This window comes from Arthrobacter sp. TmtSoilC51, assembly GCF_055388015.1.
The window spans coordinates 3,362,074-3,381,978 of the sequence record NZ_AP035877.1 but is presented as its reverse complement, the minus strand read 5'-3'; the positions used below and the strand labels follow the sequence as shown (position 1 = coordinate 3,381,978).

The 19,905-nt window shown below is 62.6% G+C and carries 19 protein-coding genes; 10 read left to right on the top strand and 9 right to left on the bottom strand.

All coding sequences use genetic code 11. The features are described 5' to 3' along the window. Positions 1–83 precede the first annotated feature (83 nt). A complete protein-coding gene (locus tag ACZ5G6_RS15425; protein WP_498686383.1) occupies positions 84–1,520 on the top strand; it encodes an MFS transporter in 1,437 nt (478 codons plus the stop codon). Here ACZ5G6_RS15425 and ACZ5G6_RS15420 read toward each other — a convergent pair. Further along, positions 1,511–2,122, bottom strand: a complete 612-nt coding sequence (locus ACZ5G6_RS15420; protein WP_223933413.1) for a TetR/AcrR family transcriptional regulator — start codon at positions 2,120–2,122, stop codon at positions 1,511–1,513. The genes ACZ5G6_RS15425 and ACZ5G6_RS15420 overlap by 10 nt on opposite strands. A 230-nt stretch (positions 2,123–2,352) precedes the next feature. Between ACZ5G6_RS15420 and ACZ5G6_RS15415 the strand changes: the two genes are divergently transcribed. Genes ACZ5G6_RS15415 through ACZ5G6_RS15390 form a run of 6 tightly spaced genes read left to right on the top strand, consistent with a single transcriptional unit; the run spans position 2,353 to position 9,131 of the window. Beyond that, the gene (locus ACZ5G6_RS15415) at positions 2,353–4,053 is read left to right on the top strand and encodes an amidohydrolase (protein WP_498686381.1); all 1,701 of its coding nucleotides are present in this window, start codon (positions 2,353–2,355) and stop codon (positions 4,051–4,053) included. A gap of 47 nt (positions 4,054–4,100) precedes the next feature. Further along, entirely contained in the window at positions 4,101–5,093 is a 993-nt protein-coding gene (locus tag ACZ5G6_RS15410; protein WP_498686379.1) for an ABC transporter substrate-binding protein, read from the top strand. A 27-nt stretch (positions 5,094–5,120) separates the two neighbouring features. Further along, the gene (locus ACZ5G6_RS15405) at positions 5,121–5,894 is read left to right on the top strand and encodes an ABC transporter permease (RefSeq protein WP_498686377.1); all 774 of its coding nucleotides are present in this window, start codon (positions 5,121–5,123) and stop codon (positions 5,892–5,894) included. Then, on the top strand, positions 5,894–6,673 hold the full coding sequence (locus ACZ5G6_RS15400) for an ABC transporter permease (RefSeq protein ID WP_498686375.1): 780 nt from the start codon (positions 5,894–5,896) through the stop codon (positions 6,671–6,673). Before ACZ5G6_RS15405 ends, ACZ5G6_RS15400 begins: the two co-directional genes overlap by 1 nt. Continuing rightward, positions 6,670–7,524: an ABC transporter ATP-binding protein gene (locus ACZ5G6_RS15395; RefSeq protein ID WP_498686373.1), complete on the top strand. Its 855-nt coding sequence runs from the start codon at positions 6,670–6,672 to the stop codon at positions 7,522–7,524. The genes ACZ5G6_RS15400 and ACZ5G6_RS15395 overlap by 4 nt, the downstream gene beginning before the upstream one ends. Continuing rightward, positions 7,521–9,131, top strand: a complete 1,611-nt coding sequence (locus tag ACZ5G6_RS15390) for a sulfatase family protein (protein WP_498686371.1) — start codon at positions 7,521–7,523, stop codon at positions 9,129–9,131. The genes ACZ5G6_RS15395 and ACZ5G6_RS15390 overlap by 4 nt, the downstream gene beginning before the upstream one ends. A 77-nt stretch (positions 9,132–9,208) precedes the next feature. On the opposite strand, the gene ACZ5G6_RS15385 is transcribed toward ACZ5G6_RS15390, so the two are convergent. Next, on the bottom strand, positions 9,209–10,168 hold the full coding sequence (locus tag ACZ5G6_RS15385) for an AraC-like ligand-binding domain-containing protein (protein ID WP_223933401.1): 960 nt from the start codon (positions 10,166–10,168) through the stop codon (positions 9,209–9,211). Positions 10,169–10,404: 236 nt separating this feature from the next. On the opposite strand from ACZ5G6_RS15385, the gene ACZ5G6_RS15380 reads away from it, so the two are divergent. After that, positions 10,405–11,880, top strand: coding sequence for an APC family permease (locus ACZ5G6_RS15380; protein ID WP_498686368.1), 1,476 nt, complete (start codon positions 10,405–10,407; stop codon positions 11,878–11,880). A 106-nt stretch (positions 11,881–11,986) separates the two neighbouring features. Here ACZ5G6_RS15380 and ACZ5G6_RS15375 read toward each other — a convergent pair whose 3' ends face one another. Both ACZ5G6_RS15375 and ACZ5G6_RS15370 read right to left on the bottom strand, forming a co-directional pair. After that, positions 11,987–12,781, bottom strand: coding sequence for a MoaF C-terminal domain-containing protein (locus ACZ5G6_RS15375; protein WP_223933397.1), 795 nt, complete (start codon positions 12,779–12,781; stop codon positions 11,987–11,989). Positions 12,782–12,905: 124 nt separating this feature from the next. After that, complete coding sequence (locus ACZ5G6_RS15370; protein WP_223933396.1) at positions 12,906–13,652, bottom strand: IclR family transcriptional regulator; 747 nt, start codon at positions 13,650–13,652, stop codon at positions 12,906–12,908. Positions 13,653–13,899: 247 nt separating this feature from the next. On the opposite strand from ACZ5G6_RS15370, the gene ACZ5G6_RS15365 reads away from it, so the two are divergent. After that, positions 13,900–15,234, top strand: coding sequence for an MFS transporter (locus tag ACZ5G6_RS15365; protein WP_223933394.1), 1,335 nt, complete (start codon positions 13,900–13,902; stop codon positions 15,232–15,234). Positions 15,235–15,300: 66 nt separating this feature from the next. On the opposite strand, the gene ACZ5G6_RS15360 is transcribed toward ACZ5G6_RS15365, so the two are convergent. Then, a complete protein-coding gene (locus ACZ5G6_RS15360; RefSeq protein ID WP_498686362.1) occupies positions 15,301–15,984 on the bottom strand; it encodes a phosphoribosyltransferase in 684 nt (227 codons plus the stop codon). A 69-nt stretch (positions 15,985–16,053) separates the two neighbouring features. On the opposite strand from ACZ5G6_RS15360, the gene ACZ5G6_RS15355 reads away from it, so the two are divergent. Then, positions 16,054–16,467 (top strand): winged helix DNA-binding protein, encoded by a 414-nt coding sequence (locus tag ACZ5G6_RS15355; RefSeq protein WP_223933391.1) that lies wholly within the window; start codon positions 16,054–16,056, stop codon positions 16,465–16,467. A gap of 55 nt (positions 16,468–16,522) precedes the next feature. Here the strand turns inward: ACZ5G6_RS15355 and ACZ5G6_RS15350 are convergent, their stop codons facing one another. The 4 genes from ACZ5G6_RS15350 to ACZ5G6_RS15335 are packed head-to-tail and all read right to left on the bottom strand — an operon-like array spanning position 16,523 to position 19,795. Next, complete coding sequence (locus ACZ5G6_RS15350) at positions 16,523–17,353, bottom strand: alpha/beta fold hydrolase (protein WP_223933389.1); 831 nt, start codon at positions 17,351–17,353, stop codon at positions 16,523–16,525. 1 nt (position 17,354) lies between these two features. Continuing rightward, positions 17,355–17,684 carry a biotin/lipoyl-containing protein gene (locus ACZ5G6_RS15345; protein WP_223933387.1) on the bottom strand — a complete coding sequence of 110 codons (330 nt, stop codon included), beginning with the start codon at positions 17,682–17,684 and terminating at the stop codon, positions 17,355–17,357. Further along, positions 17,677–18,753: an alpha-ketoacid dehydrogenase subunit beta gene (locus ACZ5G6_RS15340; protein WP_498686359.1), complete on the bottom strand. Its 1,077-nt coding sequence runs from the start codon at positions 18,751–18,753 to the stop codon at positions 17,677–17,679. The genes ACZ5G6_RS15345 and ACZ5G6_RS15340 overlap by 8 nt, the downstream gene beginning before the upstream one ends. Further along, positions 18,746–19,795, bottom strand: a complete 1,050-nt coding sequence (locus ACZ5G6_RS15335; RefSeq protein WP_498686357.1) for a thiamine pyrophosphate-dependent enzyme — start codon at positions 19,793–19,795, stop codon at positions 18,746–18,748. Before ACZ5G6_RS15335 ends, ACZ5G6_RS15340 begins: the two co-directional genes overlap by 8 nt. Positions 19,796–19,905: the final 110 nt, after the last annotated feature.

The window sequence follows — 19,905 nt, the reverse complement described above, 5'->3', positions numbered from 1 at the left end:
GGATCCGATAGACTTGATCCGTTACACCGGGTCGCGCGCATCGGGAGGAGGGACGATGCGCAGACTTTAGCGAACCCGGAACAATGGAAAAATCTTCTTTGGCTTCCAAGCCACTGCCTTCACATCAGACCCCGACGCCGTCCACCAACCGATCGCGCCTGCCCGGGAGGTTCGCGCGGCTGCCCGAACTGGCCGGACCGGGGTTCCTGCCCCTTGGACTCTTCGCAAGGCTCCCTTTGGCAATGCTTACCGTGGGGACCTTGACCCTGGTTACAGCGGTGAGCCATTCATACGCAATCGGTGGCATGGCCGCCGGGGCCGTGGGCATCGGTTCAGCGGTGGGCGCTCCTGTCCTTGGTTCGCTGGCTGATCGTGCCGGCCAACGTATCGTCCTGCTTGTGGCGGCGGTGGTCAACACCTTGGCCGTCGTCGGCCTTCTTGCCGCCGCCTACGTGACCCCAAGCTATAGCTCCGTGGTGGACGCGACAGGCGTGCTCGTAGCAGGTTTCCTCGCTGGCGCGAGCTGCCCACAGGTTGGCCCCATGGCCCGTGTTCGCTGGATGGCACTGACCACCCGGAACCTGTCCTCAGCCCGAAGTACCAGTGCTTCCAGGAGAGACAGTGCTTCCAGGAGAGACAGTGCCGGAACTGAACCGGTAGTTCCCGCGGGAGGTAGCCGGAGCGTCGCCGGCAGCCGTGCCGATCTTGACACAGCACTTTCCTATGAGGGCACGGCCGACGAGGTCACCTTCGTGCTCGGACCGGCCTTGGTTGGAATTCTGGCCAGCCTCATTGCTCCGTGGCTGCCGCTCGCCGTGGCAGCGGTCATGACCATCACGCTGGTCCCTGCCTTCGCCGTCCACCCCAGCCAGCAGGCCGTGGTGCCGGCACCGCGCAAGGCTGCTGGCGCCGTCGTCGGCAGCGCCGGTGACCACGCCGCGGGACGACGCAACCGCTGGGCAGGCGCCGTCGTGGCTGTGCCGGTCGTGGCGATGGTGTGCATGGGTACCTTTTTTGGTGCTACGCAGAATGCCCTGAGCGCTTTTGCTGCCCAGTACGCTACCGCGGAAATTGCTGGTCTCCTCTACTCCGTGATGGGTTTGAGTTCGGCCGTGGCGGCGCTGTCCGTTGCGTTCTGGCCACAGCGCTTCAGCCTTGCTGCCCGATGGGTAGCTGCTGCCTTGGCGATGTCTTTGTTCGCACTGTTGCTGCTGGTTCCGGCTGGCATTTGGCCCATGGTGTTCGTGCTGCTCTTGCTGGGAATCCCGGTGGGTCCAGTCATGGTCACGGTGTTTAGCATCGGTGGTGTGGTTGCCCCTGCTGGCCGCATGGCTACGGTGATGACAGCCCTGGCCAGTGGGATAGTGGCTGGCACGGCGCTGGGTTCCTACCTTGCCGGGCAGTTGGCGCAGACGCAGGGCCCGGGGGCGGCCTTCCTGGTATCCATGGCTGCCGCAGCAGGCTTGTTGGTACTGGGAATTCTGACGTATCTGGTCATGAAGCGCCGGCCTCAGGAATAGTCCAGGGCTCCGGCGAGGGAGCGGGCCATCAACTCCACCAGGCGCATGGACCGCTCTTCATCGGGGTCGGCCAAGTGCTGCATGCTGATGCCGTCGATGCCCGAAATGAAGAGCCGGGTGATGTCCTCCAGGTTGTGGGGGACTGGCTCGCCGGCAGCATCGACCGCGCCACGGAAGAGCTCCAGCGTTGAACTGACCCAGCCGTCGTACATGGAGCGGTTCATCAGCAGGGCCTGGGGCTGGTCATCTGCTTCGACGCGGAACCGCCGGAGCAGCAGTTCGAAGGTGGTCACCTGCTCGTGTGGGTTCTCCAGCATTCGCGTCCAAATGCGCCGTGCATGGGCGCCGATCATATGGCGCAGGCCCAAGCCCGGATCAGCCACTGGCTCCAGTGCTTTCGCGTAGTCCCTGCTCAGGAAGTTGTAGACCTCTTCCAGGAGTTCGTCCTTGCTTCGGAAACAGTAGTGGAGCGCCGCAAGGGGCGCGTCGGCTTCGCTGGCGATCCGGCGCGTAGTTGCCGAGGCGAGTCCATCCTGGGCGATGACCCGCGCCGCAGCCTCAACAAACTGCAGCCGCCTAGCTTCGGCGGGAACCCTGGCCATCCGCGCCCCTTCCTGTCCTCAGTCTTTCCGTGATCAGGCAGCCCAATCATCGGTCTCATCGATCCTAGGCGTTCTGAGCCCAAGCGTGCTTTGGCAATACCGCGCGGACCTTGGAAAAGATCCTGAAAAGAATTTTACCGGAAAACCTAGTCAAGTGACCCAGTCAAGCGACATACTCTTTCTAGAACGTTGCCTGCATCACAGTGGATGCAGTGATCTAGGGAGAACCGATGCAAGAATTTGCCGATCTGGTGATCGTCAATGCCTCGGTCCACACAATGGACCCGGCAGAACCTGACCGGATGGCTCACGCCATAGCCGTCAAGGATGGCCGCGTCATGGCGCTGGGAACGGAAGAAACCGAGCGGGCGATCGGGCCCGTCACTTTAGTTGTCGACGCCGCCGGAGGCGCTGTCATTCCTGGCATCAACGATGCCCACCTGCATTTCGTCTCGGCAGCGATGGCCGCCTTTGGTTACGTACGGCTGGATTCATCAGTGGCGGCTGACTGGGCGGCAGTGGTGGATGTCGTCAACAATGCGCCCGCCGGCGAGGACGGCTGGGTTCGCGCACATGGTTGGGACGAGGCACTGCTCGGACCAGCAACCGGACAATTGCTGGATTGCCGCCCGGGTACGCCGGTTGTGGCGTTCGACAGCACGGGCCATCAACTTCTGGCCAACCGGGAGGCGCTGCGTCGTGCCGGCATCTCTGCTTCTACTGCAGACATCGACGGCGGCAAACTGGTACGGGCGGCCGATGGCAGCCCAACAGGCCTTCTTCAGGACGGTGCCATGCAACTCGTCTCAAGGATGATGCCACCGGTGCCGGAGGCCACGCTTCGCCCCGCGCTGCTGCAACTCCAGGAACAGCTGCACTCGCTGGGCATTACCTCGCTCACGGATCCCGGCCTGGGTCCTGCAAGTGCCGGACTCATGGACGGCGCAGGCTCGACGGCGGCGCTTGAGTTACTCGGGGACCTCGCCGTGGCTGATGAACTGACGCTAAGGATCAATGTCCTGATGCTGTTCGCGGGAACCGGGGGAGCCAACGCGAACGCGATCGACGAGGGCTTGAAGAGCGGCCTGGCGGAAACGTACCTGAACAGGGGCATTGATCCGGCGCAGTTGCGGATTGCCGGCGTCAAGGTCTTCGCCGACGGCATTCCCCGCAGCGGTACCGCGTGGATGAGCGAACCTTACGGAAAGGCCTGCACGCACGGCCGGCTGGTGATCCAAGGTGCCGATGACGCTCAAAGGGTCGCGGAACTGAACAATATCCTGGGGCTCATCAATGACGCGGGAATGCAGGCTGGAGTCCACGCCACGGGAGACGCAGCCACGACCGCGGCCGTGGAAGCGATCGTGGCAGTATCCGATAGTCCCGGGCAAGGTGGTTCCAAAGCAGGAAACCGCCATTACATCATCCACGGCGCCTTCAGCGATACCGAAACCCTCGCCACGATGTCTTCCCACGACATCGGCTACAGCACCAACCCGCTGATCCGCGAGGAAGCCGGGGACATGATGCGCCAGGTACTGGGCGAGGATCGGTTTTCCCGCCACCAGCCACTGCGTTCAGCACTGGATGCCGGCGTGCACTTCAACCTGGCCTCAGACGCGCCCGTGACCAGCCCGGATTGGCGCCGCACTGTAGCGGCTGCTGTTCGACGGGCCACCCGGTCCACGCCGGGAAACTCCGGTGATCCTGAACGGATAACCGGGCGCCAAGCACTCGCTGCGATGACCATTGACGCGGCCTGGCAAGATCACGCCGAACATTTCAAAGGAGCCCTGATACCGGGAATGGCCGCGGATCTTTGCCTGCTGTCAAACCCCTGGCCGGATGACGGGGAGATCGAGAAGCTCCTCGATGCCGAGGTCAGGCTCACGCTGAGCGGTGGCCGCATAGTCCATCAGTCCAACACCTAGAACAATCCCCATCCGTTCCAACCATTTCGCGATTCAAGGAGCACCACATGCGACGCAGTATTCCTTTGGCACTGGCCGCAGTACTGTCCATGGCACTTGCAGCCTGCGGCGGCGGGTCAAGCCCGGCTTCCACCCCGGCCGCTGACGGGACCACCACATTGAAGGTGGGTACCATCGGTATCGGATCCGATGCCGCGATCCAGCTTGCCATCAATAAGGGCTATTTCAAGGAACAGGGTCTCAACGTCGAGACTTCCGTTATTGCCAACCCGCCCGCCGGTATTGCAGCTGCCCAGAGCGGACAGATCGACCTCACCTATACACCCTCCATCCCGCTGCTGAATGCCCTGAGCCAGAACGTGCCACTCAAGATCATCGCTGCTGCCGATGGCTATAAAGACGGCGCAGGGAAATCCAGCGATCTCAACCGGGTCGATGACACAGGGCTCCTGGTCCAGAAGGCATCGTCGATCTCCCGGCCCAAAGACCTCGAAGGCAAGAGCGTCAGCGTCCCGGCCCGCAAGGCACAGTTGGAGGTCACAGTCAGCAAGCTCGTCAAGGACGACGGCGGCGACCCCGCCAAGGTGAACTGGATGGTCCTGGATCCTTCGTCGGCCCTTCAATCCCTGAACTCCGGACGCGTCGACGCAGCGTCACTCGTTGCACCTTTCACCTCGAAGGCGATGTCCGAGGGCAACAGGCTGCTGGCATCCCCTGGCGTCGAATTCTTTGAACAGGGCGCAATCGGTCTCTGGGTATCGGGTGCCAACACCGTGAAATCCAAGGAGAAGGCCTTGCAGGGTTTCAAGGCAGCCATTTATAAGGCCAACGCCTACGCCAATGGCCACATCGAAGAGGCGCAGCAACTCAGCGCTGAGATCACCAAGACCCCTCTGGACGTCGTGAAATCAGGAGCAGTGAACTACTGGCCTGAGGACGTCCGCACAGAGGACATCGAAAGGGTCAACAAGAACCTTGCGGACCTCGGTTTCCTTAGTGCACCTGTGAAGCTGCCGGGCGATCTTGTCTTCGGAAAGTAGGCGCGAACCGAGCATGGGAGATTCATCATGAAAGGGTCCATTCGCCCGTTGACCTTCAGCGCGCTGGGCATTGCGGCAGCGCTGATCATCTGGCAGGTGCTTGCCGAGGCAAAGGTGGCAGGAAATGCCCTGCCGCCAGCCACCACTGTATTCAGCACCCTGGCAACCATCCTGGGGACGGCTACGTTCTGGTCATCGTTGGGAGCCACGATCGGGATTGCCGTGCTCGCGCTGGCTTTGTCTGCGGTGGCAGGCGTCGTCCTGGGGCTGCTTGTCGGGAGTTTTGAGACCGTCAGGTTCGCTACCTTGGCGGTGCTGGAATTCCTGAAGCCCGTTCCGCCCATCGTTATTCTTCCCCTGGCCGTGCTGGTGCTCGGCCCAACAGGAGAGATGTCCATGTTCCTGGTGGTGTTCGGCTGCCTCCTGCCGATCATCATGCAGACTGTGGACGGAGTCCAGAGCACCGATCCCGTGGCGAGGGACACCGCACGGTCCTATGGGATGGGCGAGTCCGAGATCCTTGCCCGAGTGGTGCTTCCCAGCGCCATGCCCTATATCGGAACAGCCATGCGGGTGGCAGCACCGGCCGCGCTGGTGGTCACTGTAGTGGCGGGCCTGCTCGGCGGTGGTCCTGGCCTTGGCCAAAGCATCTACCAAGCCCAGGCAGCCGGTGACTACGCCAGCCTCTATGGTTTGGTGATCGTGCTGGGTGTCCTGGGCCTGTTCTTCCAAGGCGCCACCCGTCTGGCCGAGCGCCGGGTCCTGCGCTGGCATGAGTCCTACCGTGAAGTGGTGCCGTGATGAGAAACCCCACAATGAGAAACTGGTTGATCGGCGCGGGTGCGCCCGTGCTGCTGTTGGCGGCATGGTGGCTCCTGTCCGAGAACTCCACAGACCCCTTCTTCCCGCCATTGCGGACCATCCTTGTCCGGTTCCAGGAGCTATGGCTCTTTGAGCACTTCCAGTCGGACGTATTGCTAAGCCTGGGAAACCTGTTCCTGGGATTTGCCATTGCCGCCGTTGCGGGGATTGCCATCGGGTTTGTGACGGCTCTTGTTCCCCCGGTTCGCTGGATGGTGGATCCTTTGATCCACTTCCTTCGGGGAATCCCGCCGGTTGCCCTGGTACCGATTTTCATTTCCCTCATTGGATTCGGCACGCAGATGCGCGTGACCAGCATCGCGTTGGCGGCGCTCTTCCCCACGATGATCGCGACGGTTGACGGTATCCGTGGGGTGGGGAACGATCTCATGGATGTGGCCAGGGTCTATAGGCTGACCCGGAAGGAACGGGTTCTGAATGTCCTCCTTCCCGCGGCCGCGCCGCAGATCTTCTCCGGCTTGCAGGTCAGCCTGCAGGTTGCCTTCATCGTGATGATCGCCAGCGAGATGCTGGGCAGTTCCCAAGGCATTGGAGCCATGACGCTGCTGGCACAGCAGAGCTTCATGACCGCGGACATGTGGGCTGGGATCCTGCTCCTGGGCGTCATCGGATTCCTGGTCAATGTCCTCTTCAGCGTGCTCAAGCGCAAGGTCCTGTCCTGGTACATCGGCTCCCGACGCATGGCGCGTGCAGCATGAGCATCCGACAGGCTACGAGCCTTTCCACCCGAAACAGAAAGTCCGCCATGGCACAGCAACCAGAAACCCGCATCAACGCAACCACCCCACGGTTGGACGTGGCACACCTCGCGAAGAGCTACGGCAGTGGGGAAAAAACACATGCAGTCATCGAAGACCTCACTTTTACCGTGGATGCCGGCGAGGTTGTCTGCATCGTCGGTCCCTCCGGCGTTGGAAAGACGACTCTCCTGAAATGCCTGGCCGGGCTCCATCCTGCCAGCAGCGGACGGGCAGCCATTGATGGCCGGACCATCAGCGGCCCGCCCCCCGAAATGGCGCTGGTGTTCCAGGACTACAACCGTTCCCTCATGCCATGGCTCACCGTCCGGAAGAACCTCATTCTTCCTTTGCGGCACCTCAAGTTGCCCGCTGCGGAACTGAAGGAACGCTGCGACAGCGCATTGGCAGCCGTCGGGCTTTCCCACGCGGATAACCAATACCCCTGGCAACTGTCCGGCGGCATGCAGCAGCGCGTGGCGATCGCCCGCGCCCTCGCGTACCGGCCGGAGATCCTCATCATGGACGAGCCCTTCGCTTCGGTGGACGCACAGACCCGCTTCGACCTCGAAGACCTGTGCCTGAAGATCAGGCGCGACTTCAACATGACCATTCTGGTGGTAACCCATGACATCGACGAGGCAGTCTACCTGGCAGACCGCGTGGTGATCCTGGGTTCCAAACCCGCCCGCGTCCTGAAGATCGTCGACGTCGACCTGCCGGCTCCCCGCGACCAGATCACCACGCGCTCACTCCCGGAGTTCGCGCTCCAGCGCACCGAAGTGTTGTCCCTCATCAAGAGGCCGGCATGACGGGGGAGCACCGCGCTGCGGCCAAGGGCCGGCCCAACGTCCTGTTCTTCATCGCAGACCAATTAAGGGCCGACCACGTGGGCTTCGGCGGCAATCCCAACGTCCGGACACCGAACCTTGATGCGCTCGCAGCCCGGAGCGTGGTTTTCGACAATGCGACCGTGGCGAACCCTACCTGCATGCCTAACCGGGCCAGCTTGATGACTGGCAGGTGGCCCTCGGCGCACGGGACGCGCTGCAACGGAATAACTCTGGATCCGCTGACGCAGACCGTTCCCGGATCCTTGGCCGCGAGCGGTTACCGCACTGTGGGGGTAGGAAAACTCCACCACCAAAACATGGGATGGGAGTTTGAGCCGCACCAGGCAAAGGAGATCCGGACCACCGATCCCATGCTCCTTGATCCGGCCGTGGGCGACGCACGCCGGCAAGGCTACGCGCCGGGCTGGGATCGCTGGGAGAACCGCGATGCGCATGATGAGCGCTTTATCGGGCTCCCGGCTGACTATTACGGCTATCAACATGTGGACCTCGTCATTGGTCATGGGGACCGGCCAGGAGGCCACTATGTTCATTGGGCGAGGGAACGTGGCATCGACCCGGAGACGTTGGGCGGGGCGGGCAACTCCGCCAGCCGGTACGGCGGATGGGACCAGGTGTACCAGACAGCCATTCCCGCCGAGGTACATCCCACCAGCTACGTGAGCGAGAAGGCAATCGAGCATCTGAAGGACGCGGCAGGCCAGGACCAGCCCTTCTTCATGTTCGTCTCCTTCCCTGACCCCCACCATCCTTTTTCACCCCCGGAAGGCTATTCGGACCTCTACGATCCCGGTGCCCTGCCCCTGCCACTGGGTTTCGACCAGGACCATTCAGCGTCGCCGCCGCACATCCAGGCAATGATGGAGCACCGGGGCCAGCCGAACCCCGACCCCACCATGACCTGGGCAGCAACGGAGGAACAGTACAGGCACGCGGCGGCGGCACAGTACGGCCTGATCACCATGATGGACGAGCACATTGGCCGAATCCTGGACGAGCTGGAACGCCAGGGCCTGGCCGAGGACACCATCATCGTTTTCACCAGTGACCACGGAGACTTGTTTGGGGACCACGGCCTCATGCTCAAGCACTTTGTCCACTACCGCGCAGTCACAAATGTTCCCTTGCTGCTGCACGTTCCCGGCACCTCACCGTGCCGCACCGGGGCACTGGTTTCCAGTGCCGACCTGGCGCCAACCTTGCTTGAGCTCACCGGTGCCACGGCGTACCGGGGTATCCAGGGCCGCTCGCTGGTTCCGCTGCTGCACGGGGCTGCGGAGGGCCACCGTGAAGCTTTGCTTGTAGAGGAGGAGCAGCCGTTTGGGCTCGACGGGCTTCCAGGGCCGGTGAGGATGCGGACGATCATCACGGCAGAGGGCCGGCTGACAAAGTACTTCGGTACCGGCGTGGCCGAACTTTACGATCACCGCACCGACCCCGGGGAGCTGCTCAACCGGGCGGGTGATCCGGCCTTCGCTGGGTTGGAACTCCGACTGCTGCGGGCGATGCTGGATGAGATGGCTGCCGTGGCAGACGAAGGGACAGCCCCGACGGCGGCAGCCTAGCCACCTTCACGGAATCCCAACTGCCCAAAGACCGGACTGCCCGACGTCGGTCGCTTGGGTCCCGGCGAAGGTTTCCGTCAGCGGCTGTTGCGGTAGCCGGTGGGGGAGTTCCCGAAGGCAGCCCGGAAGATCCGGCTGAAATGCGCTGCGTCAGTAAACCCCCATCGCGCTGCAATGGCCGTAACCGGCCGGTCAGCCAGAACAGGGTCCAGGAGGTCGCGCCTGCAGCGTTCGAGCCGGCGCTGCCGGATGGACGCGGCCACGGTGGTGCCAATCTCCTGGAAAAGATCGTGCAGGTGGCGGGTGGAGATGTAGTGGGCCGCGGCTATGCTTCCCGGGGAAAGCGCGGGGTCACCCAGATTGGCCTCGATGTAGTCATGGATCCGGCCCAGGAGGAGGAGGTGTGGATCGCGGCCGGTCTCGATCAGCTGGTCGAGCTCGCCGTTGAACAAGGTAGTGACGAGGTCCAGTGCGTTGTGGACCAGGCGGAGGCCATTGGCCCCCGAGAGGGCTTCGAGGTTATCGGCAAGCTTGACAAGGAAGGGGCTGATGAGCTCGCCGAGGCCTTCATCGCCAGGAATCCGGAGGGCGGTTACGTGGCCCATGGCTTCGGCCGGCAAGTCGAGCAGGACGTGCGGAAACATGAGCACCAAGGTGCGGAAGTCGTCGTCGAACGTTAGCTGGTAAGGACGGGAGGTGTCGTAGATGGAGAGGTCCCCGGGACGAAGCACCGCTTCGCGTTCGTCCTGAACCAAACGGCCGGAACCGGAGAGCTGGATGCTGAGCTTGAAGAAGCGTCCCGGGGACTTTGCGATCAACTCAGGCGTTCGCAGGACCGTATGTGGGCCAGCCGTCACTTCGACCACGGAGATTTGACCCAGGACCCGGGCTCGCATGGTCCCGTGGAAGGCAGAATCCTTAGGACCTTTGGCCAGTAACGGCACAAAGGACGCGGAGATGGCCCGGCTCCATTCCTGGAACGAATCCGCCACCACTGTGTGCACGGTTGCGGGGCCGGTATCAGCCGCGACGGTCATCAAACTCCCTTTCAATGCCCGCCGTACCTGGTGGCACCGGTACAGAATGCCACCAGCGCGGACGTGAGCTTGCCCACGATTCTACACCGGGGGACTTTGCCCGGGATGGGCTTGCGTGCACCGACAAACACCTTGCCGTGTGAGACAAGTCACTCGGTGCCTTTGGGGTGGAAGATTGCGGAATGACCGACACCGTGCCGCGCAATCTCCGTCCGGCACCGAGGCAGGAGCACAATATGAGCGTGGATATCCCCGTCAAGGGCAAGATCGCTGGGCCAGCAGATACCAAGAGGCGTCTTGGCGTCCCAGCCGTGACCTTCATGATTATTGCGGCCTCCGCGCCGCTGACCGTCCTTGCAGGCGGAGTGACCACCACTTTCGCGGTCACCGGCGTAACAGGTGTTCCGCTTTCGTTCTTGATTCTTGGCGGCATCCTGGCCCTCTTCGCGGTAGGGTACGCGGCCATGAGCCGTTACGTCACTAACGCCGGGGCGTTCTACGCCTACATCGCGCAGGGTATTTCCAGGCCAGCCGGTGTGGGTGCCTCGTTGGTCGCGTTAATGGCATACAACCTCATGCAGGTGGGCATCTATGGGCTCTTCGGCTTCACAGTTTCCTCACTGCTCTCGGCCCGGTTGGGCATCAGCGTGCCCTGGTGGATCCCAGTGCTGGTCTGCATCGCAATTGTGGGCTGGCTGGGCGTTAACCGGGTGGACCTCTCGGCAAAGGTGCTGGGTGTCCTGGTGGCCCTGGAATTCCTGGTGGTCATTGCCTATGACCTCATCAGCCTGGCCGTAGCGCCGGAAGGAGTCACGGCAACCTCGTTCAGCCCGGAAAGCCTGTTCGTCCCTGGCATTGGTGCGGTCCTTTCCTTCGGAATCGCTGCCTTCATGGGCTTCGAATCCGCCGCCATCTACGGCGAAGAGTCCAAAGATCCCAAGCGCACCGTTGCCCGGGCCACCTTCGCAGCGGTTGCAATCATCGCCCTTTTCTATGCGGCCTCGGCGTGGGCAATGACTGTGGGCGCAGGCCCGTCCGCAGTGATCGAAACCGCCACCAACAGCGGTCCGGACATGATCTTCGCCTTCCTTGGCACCAACGGAGGCGTACTCCTGAGCGATATAGCGCAAATTCTGTTCGTGACCAGCCTCTTTGCTGCACTGGTCAGCTTCCACAACGCCGTGGCGCGCTATTTCTTCTCGCTCGGGCGGGAACGCGTCATCCCGCCGTTCTTCGCAGCTGTCCGTACAGGGAGCCGCGCACCCTTCGCTGGCTCCCTGGCGCAGACGCTGATTGCCGTCGTCGTGACTGTTGCCTTCGCCATCGCGGGATCCGGGTCTGAACTTGGTGAACTGTACCCGGTGCTGACCATGTTTACCTGGCTGACCAACAGCGGGGCTTTGGGGCTGGTCCTGCTCATGACAGTAGTGTCGATCGCAGTGATCGGATTCTTCCGCCGAAACCAGCATGGGGCCGGGCTTTGGGTACGGGTTGTGGCGCCTGGCCTTGGCTTTGTCCTCCTGGCGATTGTGTTTGTGCTCATCCTTGCCAACTTCAATGTCCTGCTTGGACAGACGGAATCGACGGCCGCTACGTTCGTCCTGCCCTTGGTAGTGCTGTTGCCGGGTCTGGTGGGAATCGCATGGGGGCTGCGCCTGCGGCACTCGCAGCCCGGCCTTTACGCCAGGATCGGCCACGGCTCCGAGGACTGAGACTGCTTCGGGCGCGGAAAGCAGCAGCGCCACAGGAAAAGAAGCCCCGGCGGGTGCCGGGGCTTCTTTTCGTTCCTATTGCGGCTGCACATTCAATCCGGGCAAGCTACACCGACGGGTCAAGCTCCGGTGCGTGGTGGGTGATGCTGATCAACCTGCCATGGGCGCCGAAGGTGAAATGCACGGGTTCGGTGCCGGCCTCATCCCATCCGAAAAGGCTGCCGTGCGAGCGGATTGCTTTGGCGTCCCGGTGATCGGCGATGGTGACAGAGCCACAGGGTATGACCTTTTCGCGCCAGGTAAAGACAAAAATACCGGGCCGGATTTCGAAGACGGTGTTGGAATCGGTGTCTGCGAGCCCCCGCTCGGGACCCGCGAGGCACTGCCAGGTGTACCAGGTGGGGCTGAGGTAGATGTGTTCGTAGGCGTGCGCATCGCTGTACACCCATTCGACGCGTCGGCCGATCAGGGCCGGGCTTTCCGCGATTGCTGCTCCATCGGCGGTGAAGCCTTCAAGGGTCCCAGTGCGGAAATCGTGGTGGACTGCGGTTGAGCCTTGGGATGCGCGCCCCAGCAGTGCGCCGATATAGAGCGCCCTGCCGTTGGCCAGATCCAGGATCAAGGAAACGGCGAGGTCCCGCTCAACGGGACTATGCCACTGGGCGTAGTAGAGCTCTCCGGTGACAATGAAAGCCTCATAGGGCGCCGTCCCGCTGTGCCCGGCCGCAGCCCACTGGACTTCTTCGTCATCGAAGCTGAAAGTCATGGGTCCGCCATCGCTGCGGACGGTAAATTCCTGCCCCGCCAGGTCCTGGACGGTGGGGGCTTTGTTGGCATCGAAGCCAGGTGCCAGGCCGTCCAGCGGCAGCCAGTTGGAGGTGTCAAGAAGATTGAGGCTCATGGGTTCCTTCTCAGTGCTCGACGATAAGAAGGGCAGGAAAATTCCTGTCCTTCTTCGAGTATTGGGCTCCCATAGCTGTGGGTCTTGTGCTGTGAGGCAGGGCATTTGACCCAGGAGGAATGCTTCAGGCCAACTGGCTCTCGATCCGCATGGCGCTGGCGGCCAACTCCTTGCCTACGGCATCGGCGTCCTGGTCCAAACGGATATAGACCACCGCTATTGCGGCTGGCCGTCCGCCAGGGACGTGGATTGGTGCGGCGATTGAGGACAACCCCGCGATGACTTCGTCGTGGCTGGTGGCGTAGCCGGTGCGTCGGGCCTCGTGTGCTTCAGCGCGGTAAGGGATGCCGGCCCCTACTTGGCGCCAACGGTCCTCGGTCATGGTCGACTGGATAGCGATTCCCGGCGCGCCAATACCTATAGGGTGGCGGCTTCCCGGATGTTGGGCGAGAGCCGCGCCGGAATGCCGGGGTTCCACGGTGACCAAGGTGACGCATTCCTGGTGGTCCCACACGGCCAGGAAGGCGGTCATGTGCAGGGTATTTGCCAGTTGGGTGAGCTCAGGCAGGGCAGCTGTTTGCAGGTTCCGCGAGACACCCCGGGCCAGGACCGCCAGTCCAGGGCCCGGTTGCACCCGTCCTGAATCGTCCCGGATCAGGAGCGAATGGTCCTCCAGCGTCCGCAGGATGCGGTAGGCAACAGAGCGGTGCACTCCAAGGGCTTCGGCTAGTTCGGCAATGCTGAGGGGGCGTTCGGCCTCGGCAAGGATCTCCAGCGCACGGATTCCCCGTGAGAGGGTCTGCGACGGCGGCGCCTGGGTTGCTGCTTCCTGCGGACTTTTGACGTCGCTGCGGGGACTCATGCGAACCATCCTATGTTGGCGGGAGAGAGCATGCGGCGGCCAACTCTTGTGTTGCTCGCCTCACCAAGTTATCGTTCCATATACGAATTGGTGATTCAACTATAGAACAGAGTTGTTCTCGAGCCTCACGGTCACCTTTACGGCTGTGAAAATGCTGTGCCCTGGGTCACGGTATGTAGTACTCTTTCCTAACTGACCGTTCTGTCGGTTAATGCAAGCCACGCGCCGACCAGTCACTCTCACCCCTGGAGTTCCAATGACCGCAACTTCCACTGTCGACTCTCCGTCGGGCCCAAGCAGTAGGCGCGAAGAGCGCCGGGTCCTGGCGGGGACCCTGGTTGGCACCACCATCGAGTGGTACGACTTCTTTATCTTTGCCCAGCTCACGGCAACACTGTTGTCGCCGTTGTTCCTGACTCCGCTCGAAAAATCGAATCCCGGAGTGGCGCAAATCCTGTCCTTCGCCACCATCGGCATCAGTTTCCTGTTCCGGCCGCTGGGGGCCTTTGTTGCCGGGCACCTTGGCGACAGGCTGGGGCGCAAGGCCGTTTTGGTCATGACACTGGTAATGATGGGCGCTGCCACGGCGCTGATCGGTGTGCTGCCTACCTACGGGACAATCGGGCTGTGGGCTCCCATCCTGCTGATCACCCTGCGAGTGGTCCAGGGCTTCTCGGCAGGTGGCGAGTGGGGTGGCGCTGCCCTGATGGCTGTGGAACACGCTCCGATTACCAAGCGCGGACTCTTCGGTGCTTACCCGCAGATTGGTGTGCCAATCGGCATGATCCTGGCAACCGGCCTTCTGTTTTTCCTGCAGTCGGGCATGTCGAAGGATGACTTTGCCGCCTGGGGTTGGCGCGTGCCGTTCCTGCTCTCGGTGGTTCTGATCGTGGTGGGTTACCTCATCCGCCGCGCTGTTGGGGAAAGCCCGGTCTTTAAGGAAATCGCCCAGCGCAAAGCGGAAAGCAAGGCGCCCCTGAGCGAGCTCTTCCGGAAGAACAAGAAGGAAGTCGTCCTCGCAGCCCTGATCTTCATCGCCAACAACGCCGCCGGCTACCTGCTGATCGCCTTCTTTATCTCCTATGCCACCAAGGCGCTGAAAATGCCTGCGCCGCCGGTCCTCCTCGCAACCACGGTTGCTTCCTTTGGATGGCTCATTTTCACCATGGTGGGAGGCTGGCTCTCGGACAAGATTGGTCGCGTAAAGACGTTCCTGCTCGGTTACGGCTTGGTCTTCGCGTGGATGATCCCCATGTTTGCCTTGATCGATTCCAAGGACATCCTGCTCTATGGAACGGCCCTGTTCGTCCTCACTATTGGGCTTGGTTTGTCCTATGGTCCGATGTCCGCCATGTACGCGGAGATGTTCCCTGCGCACGTCCGCTATTCGGGAATCTCCATCGGCTACGCCTTGGGCGCTATCCTCGGGGGTGCCTTTGCACCTTTGATAGCCCAGGCGTTGTTGGACACCACCAAATGGTCCGGCTCAGTGGGCCTATACATCATGGGCCTGTGCATCATTTCTGCCGTGGGCGTGATTCTTGCCAAGGAAACCAAGGGCCGTCCCCTCGGTTTCAGCGTTCACCACTAGGCCGGGATCAGTTCCAGTCCGGGCGGGCGCGGTCGTGAGGCCGGGCCCGCCCGGGGCGTTAAAATGCTATTTCGCCCCGGGAGTCTTCGCGCCTTCGAGCTGCTCCACGACGTCGGCGTCCGTCAACTGCTCGAAGCGCTCATAAAAGGCTCCAACAGCGTGGAATTTACCCGGAGTGTGCAGCGCCATCACGAAGTCGCAGACCCGCGCCAACGATGTTGAGGCTTCCAGCGAGGCCACGGGAACGGCTGCGACGATTGTGCCGGCACCTGCCGCCCGCACGGCCTCCACGGCCGCACGCATGGTGGCCCCGGTAGCTAGGCCATCGTCCACCAAAATGACGGTCATACCTCGAAGATCGTGCTCGATTCCCGGATATTGCCTTGCCCGGCGAAGTAGTTCGGCGCGCTCATGTGCCTCAACGGCATCCAATGCGGCTTGGCTGATGCCATGGGCGAGGACGTGTTCCTTGAGCGGCTTGTTAACGATGCGGACGACGTCGCCCTGGCACCACGCAAGTGCGCCATAGGCAGTCTCCTCGCGTCCAGGTATCCCCAGTTTGCGGACCAAAATGGTACCGAAGGGCAGATACAGCGCGTTGGCCGCAGCCACGGCCAGGGGCACGCCTCCACGGGCAAGGCCAAGGACGATGGTGTCTTGCCGTTCCCTGAACTGGGGGAGTCCTTCGGCCAGGCGCCGGCCGGCTTCCGCCCGGTCCTTGAAACGCATGCCCATCTGCCCCACTTCCACGTAATTTGGCTTCTTCCAGCGTACCTTTCAAAGCTTGCCGGGTGAGGCATCCGCTGGAAGCATGGCCTTGTGAACAAGCCCATTGGATACTGGATCAAAAGGCTCGACGCCGCGCTGGAACTCCAGCTCGATGCCACGCTGGCCAGGGTCAGGCTGAGCCGGCGGCAGTGGCAGACCCTGGGCACCTTGGCGGAGGGAACGGTCCGCCCTGATGAGCTGGATGAGATCATGCGCCCGTTCTGGGGCGATGACATCCGTTTGAGGGAGCGGGAGCTTGCCTCCTTGGTTGGCCGGGGAATGATCATTATGATTGATGACCGTCTGGCGCTTAGCGAGCTTGGCCGGGAGAAGTACCACGAGGCCCTCCGCTATGTGGAAGCCGCCCGCAAAGACCTTTCCATGGGCATCGGAATCGATGAATACGCTATGGCGTTGAGCGTCCTTGAACGAATGAGCCTTAATGCGGAGAGACTGAGCCGTTAGCGCCAGCTGAGCACAAGAGTGTCAGCAAGCGCAGTAGTGTCAGCCGGCACAGCGGCTACACGCCCAGGAACTCGATGGCGGCGTCCTTGAAAGCCCGGCTGGTGATCACGTTGGTATGCGTGCGTCCCGGGACCACCAAGGTCTCCACCATGGCACCCCGCTTGCCGGCAATGGACGCAAGCTCCGGCATGGTGGCCGCGCGATCGTCTTTTTCGCCCGCAACCAAAAGGACGGGCACGTGCGGTGCAGCTTCGGCAGGATCGAAGGGCTCACCCTTGATGGCCTCGATAAGTGAAAGCATGGCGAACAGGTCATTGCTCGGCAGCAACTGCGCCATCTTCAGCAGCCCCGCTGTGGACTGGTCCGCAATGGGTGTGCCATCGGCCAGGTGCCGCTGAGCGGCGGCGAGGTCGAAGGCTGCCAAGGGATCCGCTGAACTCGGTCCGCCCAGGACGATCCGGTGAACCAGGTCCGGCTGTGTCGCGGCGAACTCCCAAGCCAGCCGGGATCCCAAGGAGTAACCCACGATGTCCAGTCCCGTGGAAGGGTCGCCGTCGCGCAGGGGCCGTGCGCCGGCGTCGGTCACAATCTGCAGGAGGTCGGCGCGAATCCGGCTAGGCGTGTAGGAATCCAGGTCCTCGGGGGAGTGGCTTTGGCCGTGACCGGGAAGGTCCACCGTGATGACCCGGCGGCCGGCTTCCTGGAGCGTGGTGATCCATCCGCTGTCCGCCCAGTTGAGCTTGCTGGATGAGGAGAAACCGTGGATCAACAGGACGGGTCGTAGTCCGGCATCGGTGGTGGGTTCATGCACTTCAACGAACAATTCGGGGTCGGTGCCCTCAACTGTGTGCCTGTGCTGTTCCACGGTGTGCCTGCCGGTCATCATGTCAGTCCTCATCGAGTACGGCGCTCAGGCGGACCCGGCGCTTGGGTGCTTCGTCCTTGGGAACAGTGCCCACGATCCCGGCGGTGTCATCCGGTACCTCGAACACGATCAGCGGTTCGCCGACGTTGATGGTGTCACCGGGCGCCCCGTGAATACGCACCACTTTACCCGCCTGGGGGCTTGGCAATTCCAGCGCCGACTTGCTCGTTTCGAGCTCGACGAGGGGTTGGTTGCGTTCCACCTGTTGTCCCGGTGAGACGAGCCAGTCAAGCACGATTGCCTCGATGAGGCCTTCACCCAGATCGGGGAGCGGGAAGGAAATTTCAGCCACGGCGGTACTCCAATACGCGTTGGATCCCAAAGAGGATGCGGTCGATGTTCGGAATGTATTCGTCCTCCAAGTCGCCGGAGGGGTACGGCACGTCGAAGCCTGTCACGCGCTCTACCGGAGCCTTCAGCGTGTCAAAGCAGCGCTGCGTGATCAGTTGCGCGACTTCGGCGCCAAGGCCCGAGGTCAGGGGCGCTTCATGTACGACGACGGCGCGTCGCGTCTTCCCGACGGACCTCGCCAGGGCTTCGGCGTCGATCGGTTTCAGCCAGCGCAGGTCCAAGACCTCGACGTCGATGCCATCTTCCGCTGCAAGTTCTGCTACCTGGAGGCAGCGGGCCACCATGGCACCCCATGCGACGAGGGTCAGGTGGCGGCCTTCCCGAGCCACGCGGGCGCCGGTGAGGCTGCCTCCGTCGTCCATGCCGCCGTCGGGCGTTGCTGGACCGGGAGTCGCGGTGGTGACGTCCACCGGCCCTTTCTGCCAGTAGCGGGACTTGGGTTCCATGAAGATCACCGGGTCCGGACGTGTCGCCGCGTACTTGAGCAGGTGGTAGGCGTCGTGCGGGTTTGACGGAGAGACCACCTTCAGTCCCGGGACGTGCGCAAACAGCGCTTCCAGGCTTTCGCCATGATGTTCAGGGGCACGGATGCCGCCGAAGCTGGGGACGCGCAGCGTGATGGGCATCGGAAGCGTACCGCGGCTGCGATAGTTCATACGCGCGATCTGGCAGATGATCTGGTTGATCGCGGGGTAGGCGAAGCCGTCGAACTGGACTTCCGGAATGGGGTGGAAGCCGGCCATGGCCAGGCCCACCGACATGCCCAGGATGCCGGACTCGGCTAGTGGAGTGTCGAAGACGCGGTCCTCGCCGTGCTTTGCCTGGAGGCCATCGGTGATGCGGAAGACGCCGCCGAGGCGGCCGCAGTCTTCGCCGAAGATGACCGTCTTGGGGTCATCGGCCAGGATTTCGTCCAGTGCGCGGTTGAGGGCCTGCTGCATGGACATGTGCAGAACGGGGGCGGCCGTGTCAGTCGCTGTCCCCGGCGTTTTTGTGATCGTCTCAGGCATGTTCGGACTCCTTGCGCCACGCAGCGGCTTGGGATTGAAGGGCGGGCGTTGGTTCCTGGAAGACCAGGCTGAACATTTCGGCCCCCGGCCGTGGGCCAAGGGCCTCGATGCCGGAACGAACGACTTCCTCTTCCTTCTCGGCTCTCCGTTGTGCCTCGGCGAAAAACGCTTCATCCGCTACGCCGTCGGCGAGGAGCCGCTGCCGAAACCGCTCAACGGGATCCTCGCCAGCGCTGAGCCGTTCCTCATCCAGGCTGCGGTATCGGCCGGGGTCGTCGGCGGTGGAGTGCGGGCCGCGGCGGTACGTCATCGCTTCAATGACAACCGGTCCGTGACCTGCACGGCAATGGGCGAAAGCCGCTCGTGTGGCCTCGTAAACTGCGACGACGTCGTTGCCGTCCACCTGCACGGAAGGGATGCCGTATCCGGCCGCGCGCGCCGCGACCGAGCCGCCGGCAACCTGGCGTTCCGTGGGGACGGAAATGGCCCAGCCGTTGTTCTGGATGAAGAAGACCACCGGCGCCTTCATGACCGCGGCGAAGTTCATGGCCTCGTGGACGTCGCCCTGGGATGATGCTCCGTCGCCGAAGTACGTCATGGCGACGCCGGTTTCACCCTCCGGCAAGCGGGAGAGTGTCTGGCCGTGGGCCCAGCCGACGGCGTGGAGCACGGAGCCCGCAACCACCGCTTGGATGGGAGCAAACCGGGACTCCAGGGGGTTGTACATGCCTCCATGCCAGGTCGCCTTGTGCGTGGACATGTAGCCCACCATGTCCAGGCCCATAGCCCGGGCCACGCCCATCTCGCGATAGGTCGGGAAAACGAAGTCGCGGCTCCGGTCCACGGCGTAGCCGCTGCCCACCTGTGCGGCTTCCTGGCCGAGCTCGGGCGCATACCCGGGAATGATGCCCTGACGTTGCCAGGCGACGGCCGCGGAGTCCAAATGGCGGACTGAGGCCATCAAGGAGTAAAGCTCGCGCAGTTGTTCGTGCGTGAGCGGAGCCGCGTCATCGACGGCGGCAAACACGGGTTTCGTAGTCATGGCTGTGACCCTAGTCACCAGTCAGGGGTGTGCGCAATCAGCTATGTTTCAACGAAACACTTTGTACAATTTGGACAAGCAAAGAGGTCCTGTGCAAAACAAATTGCACA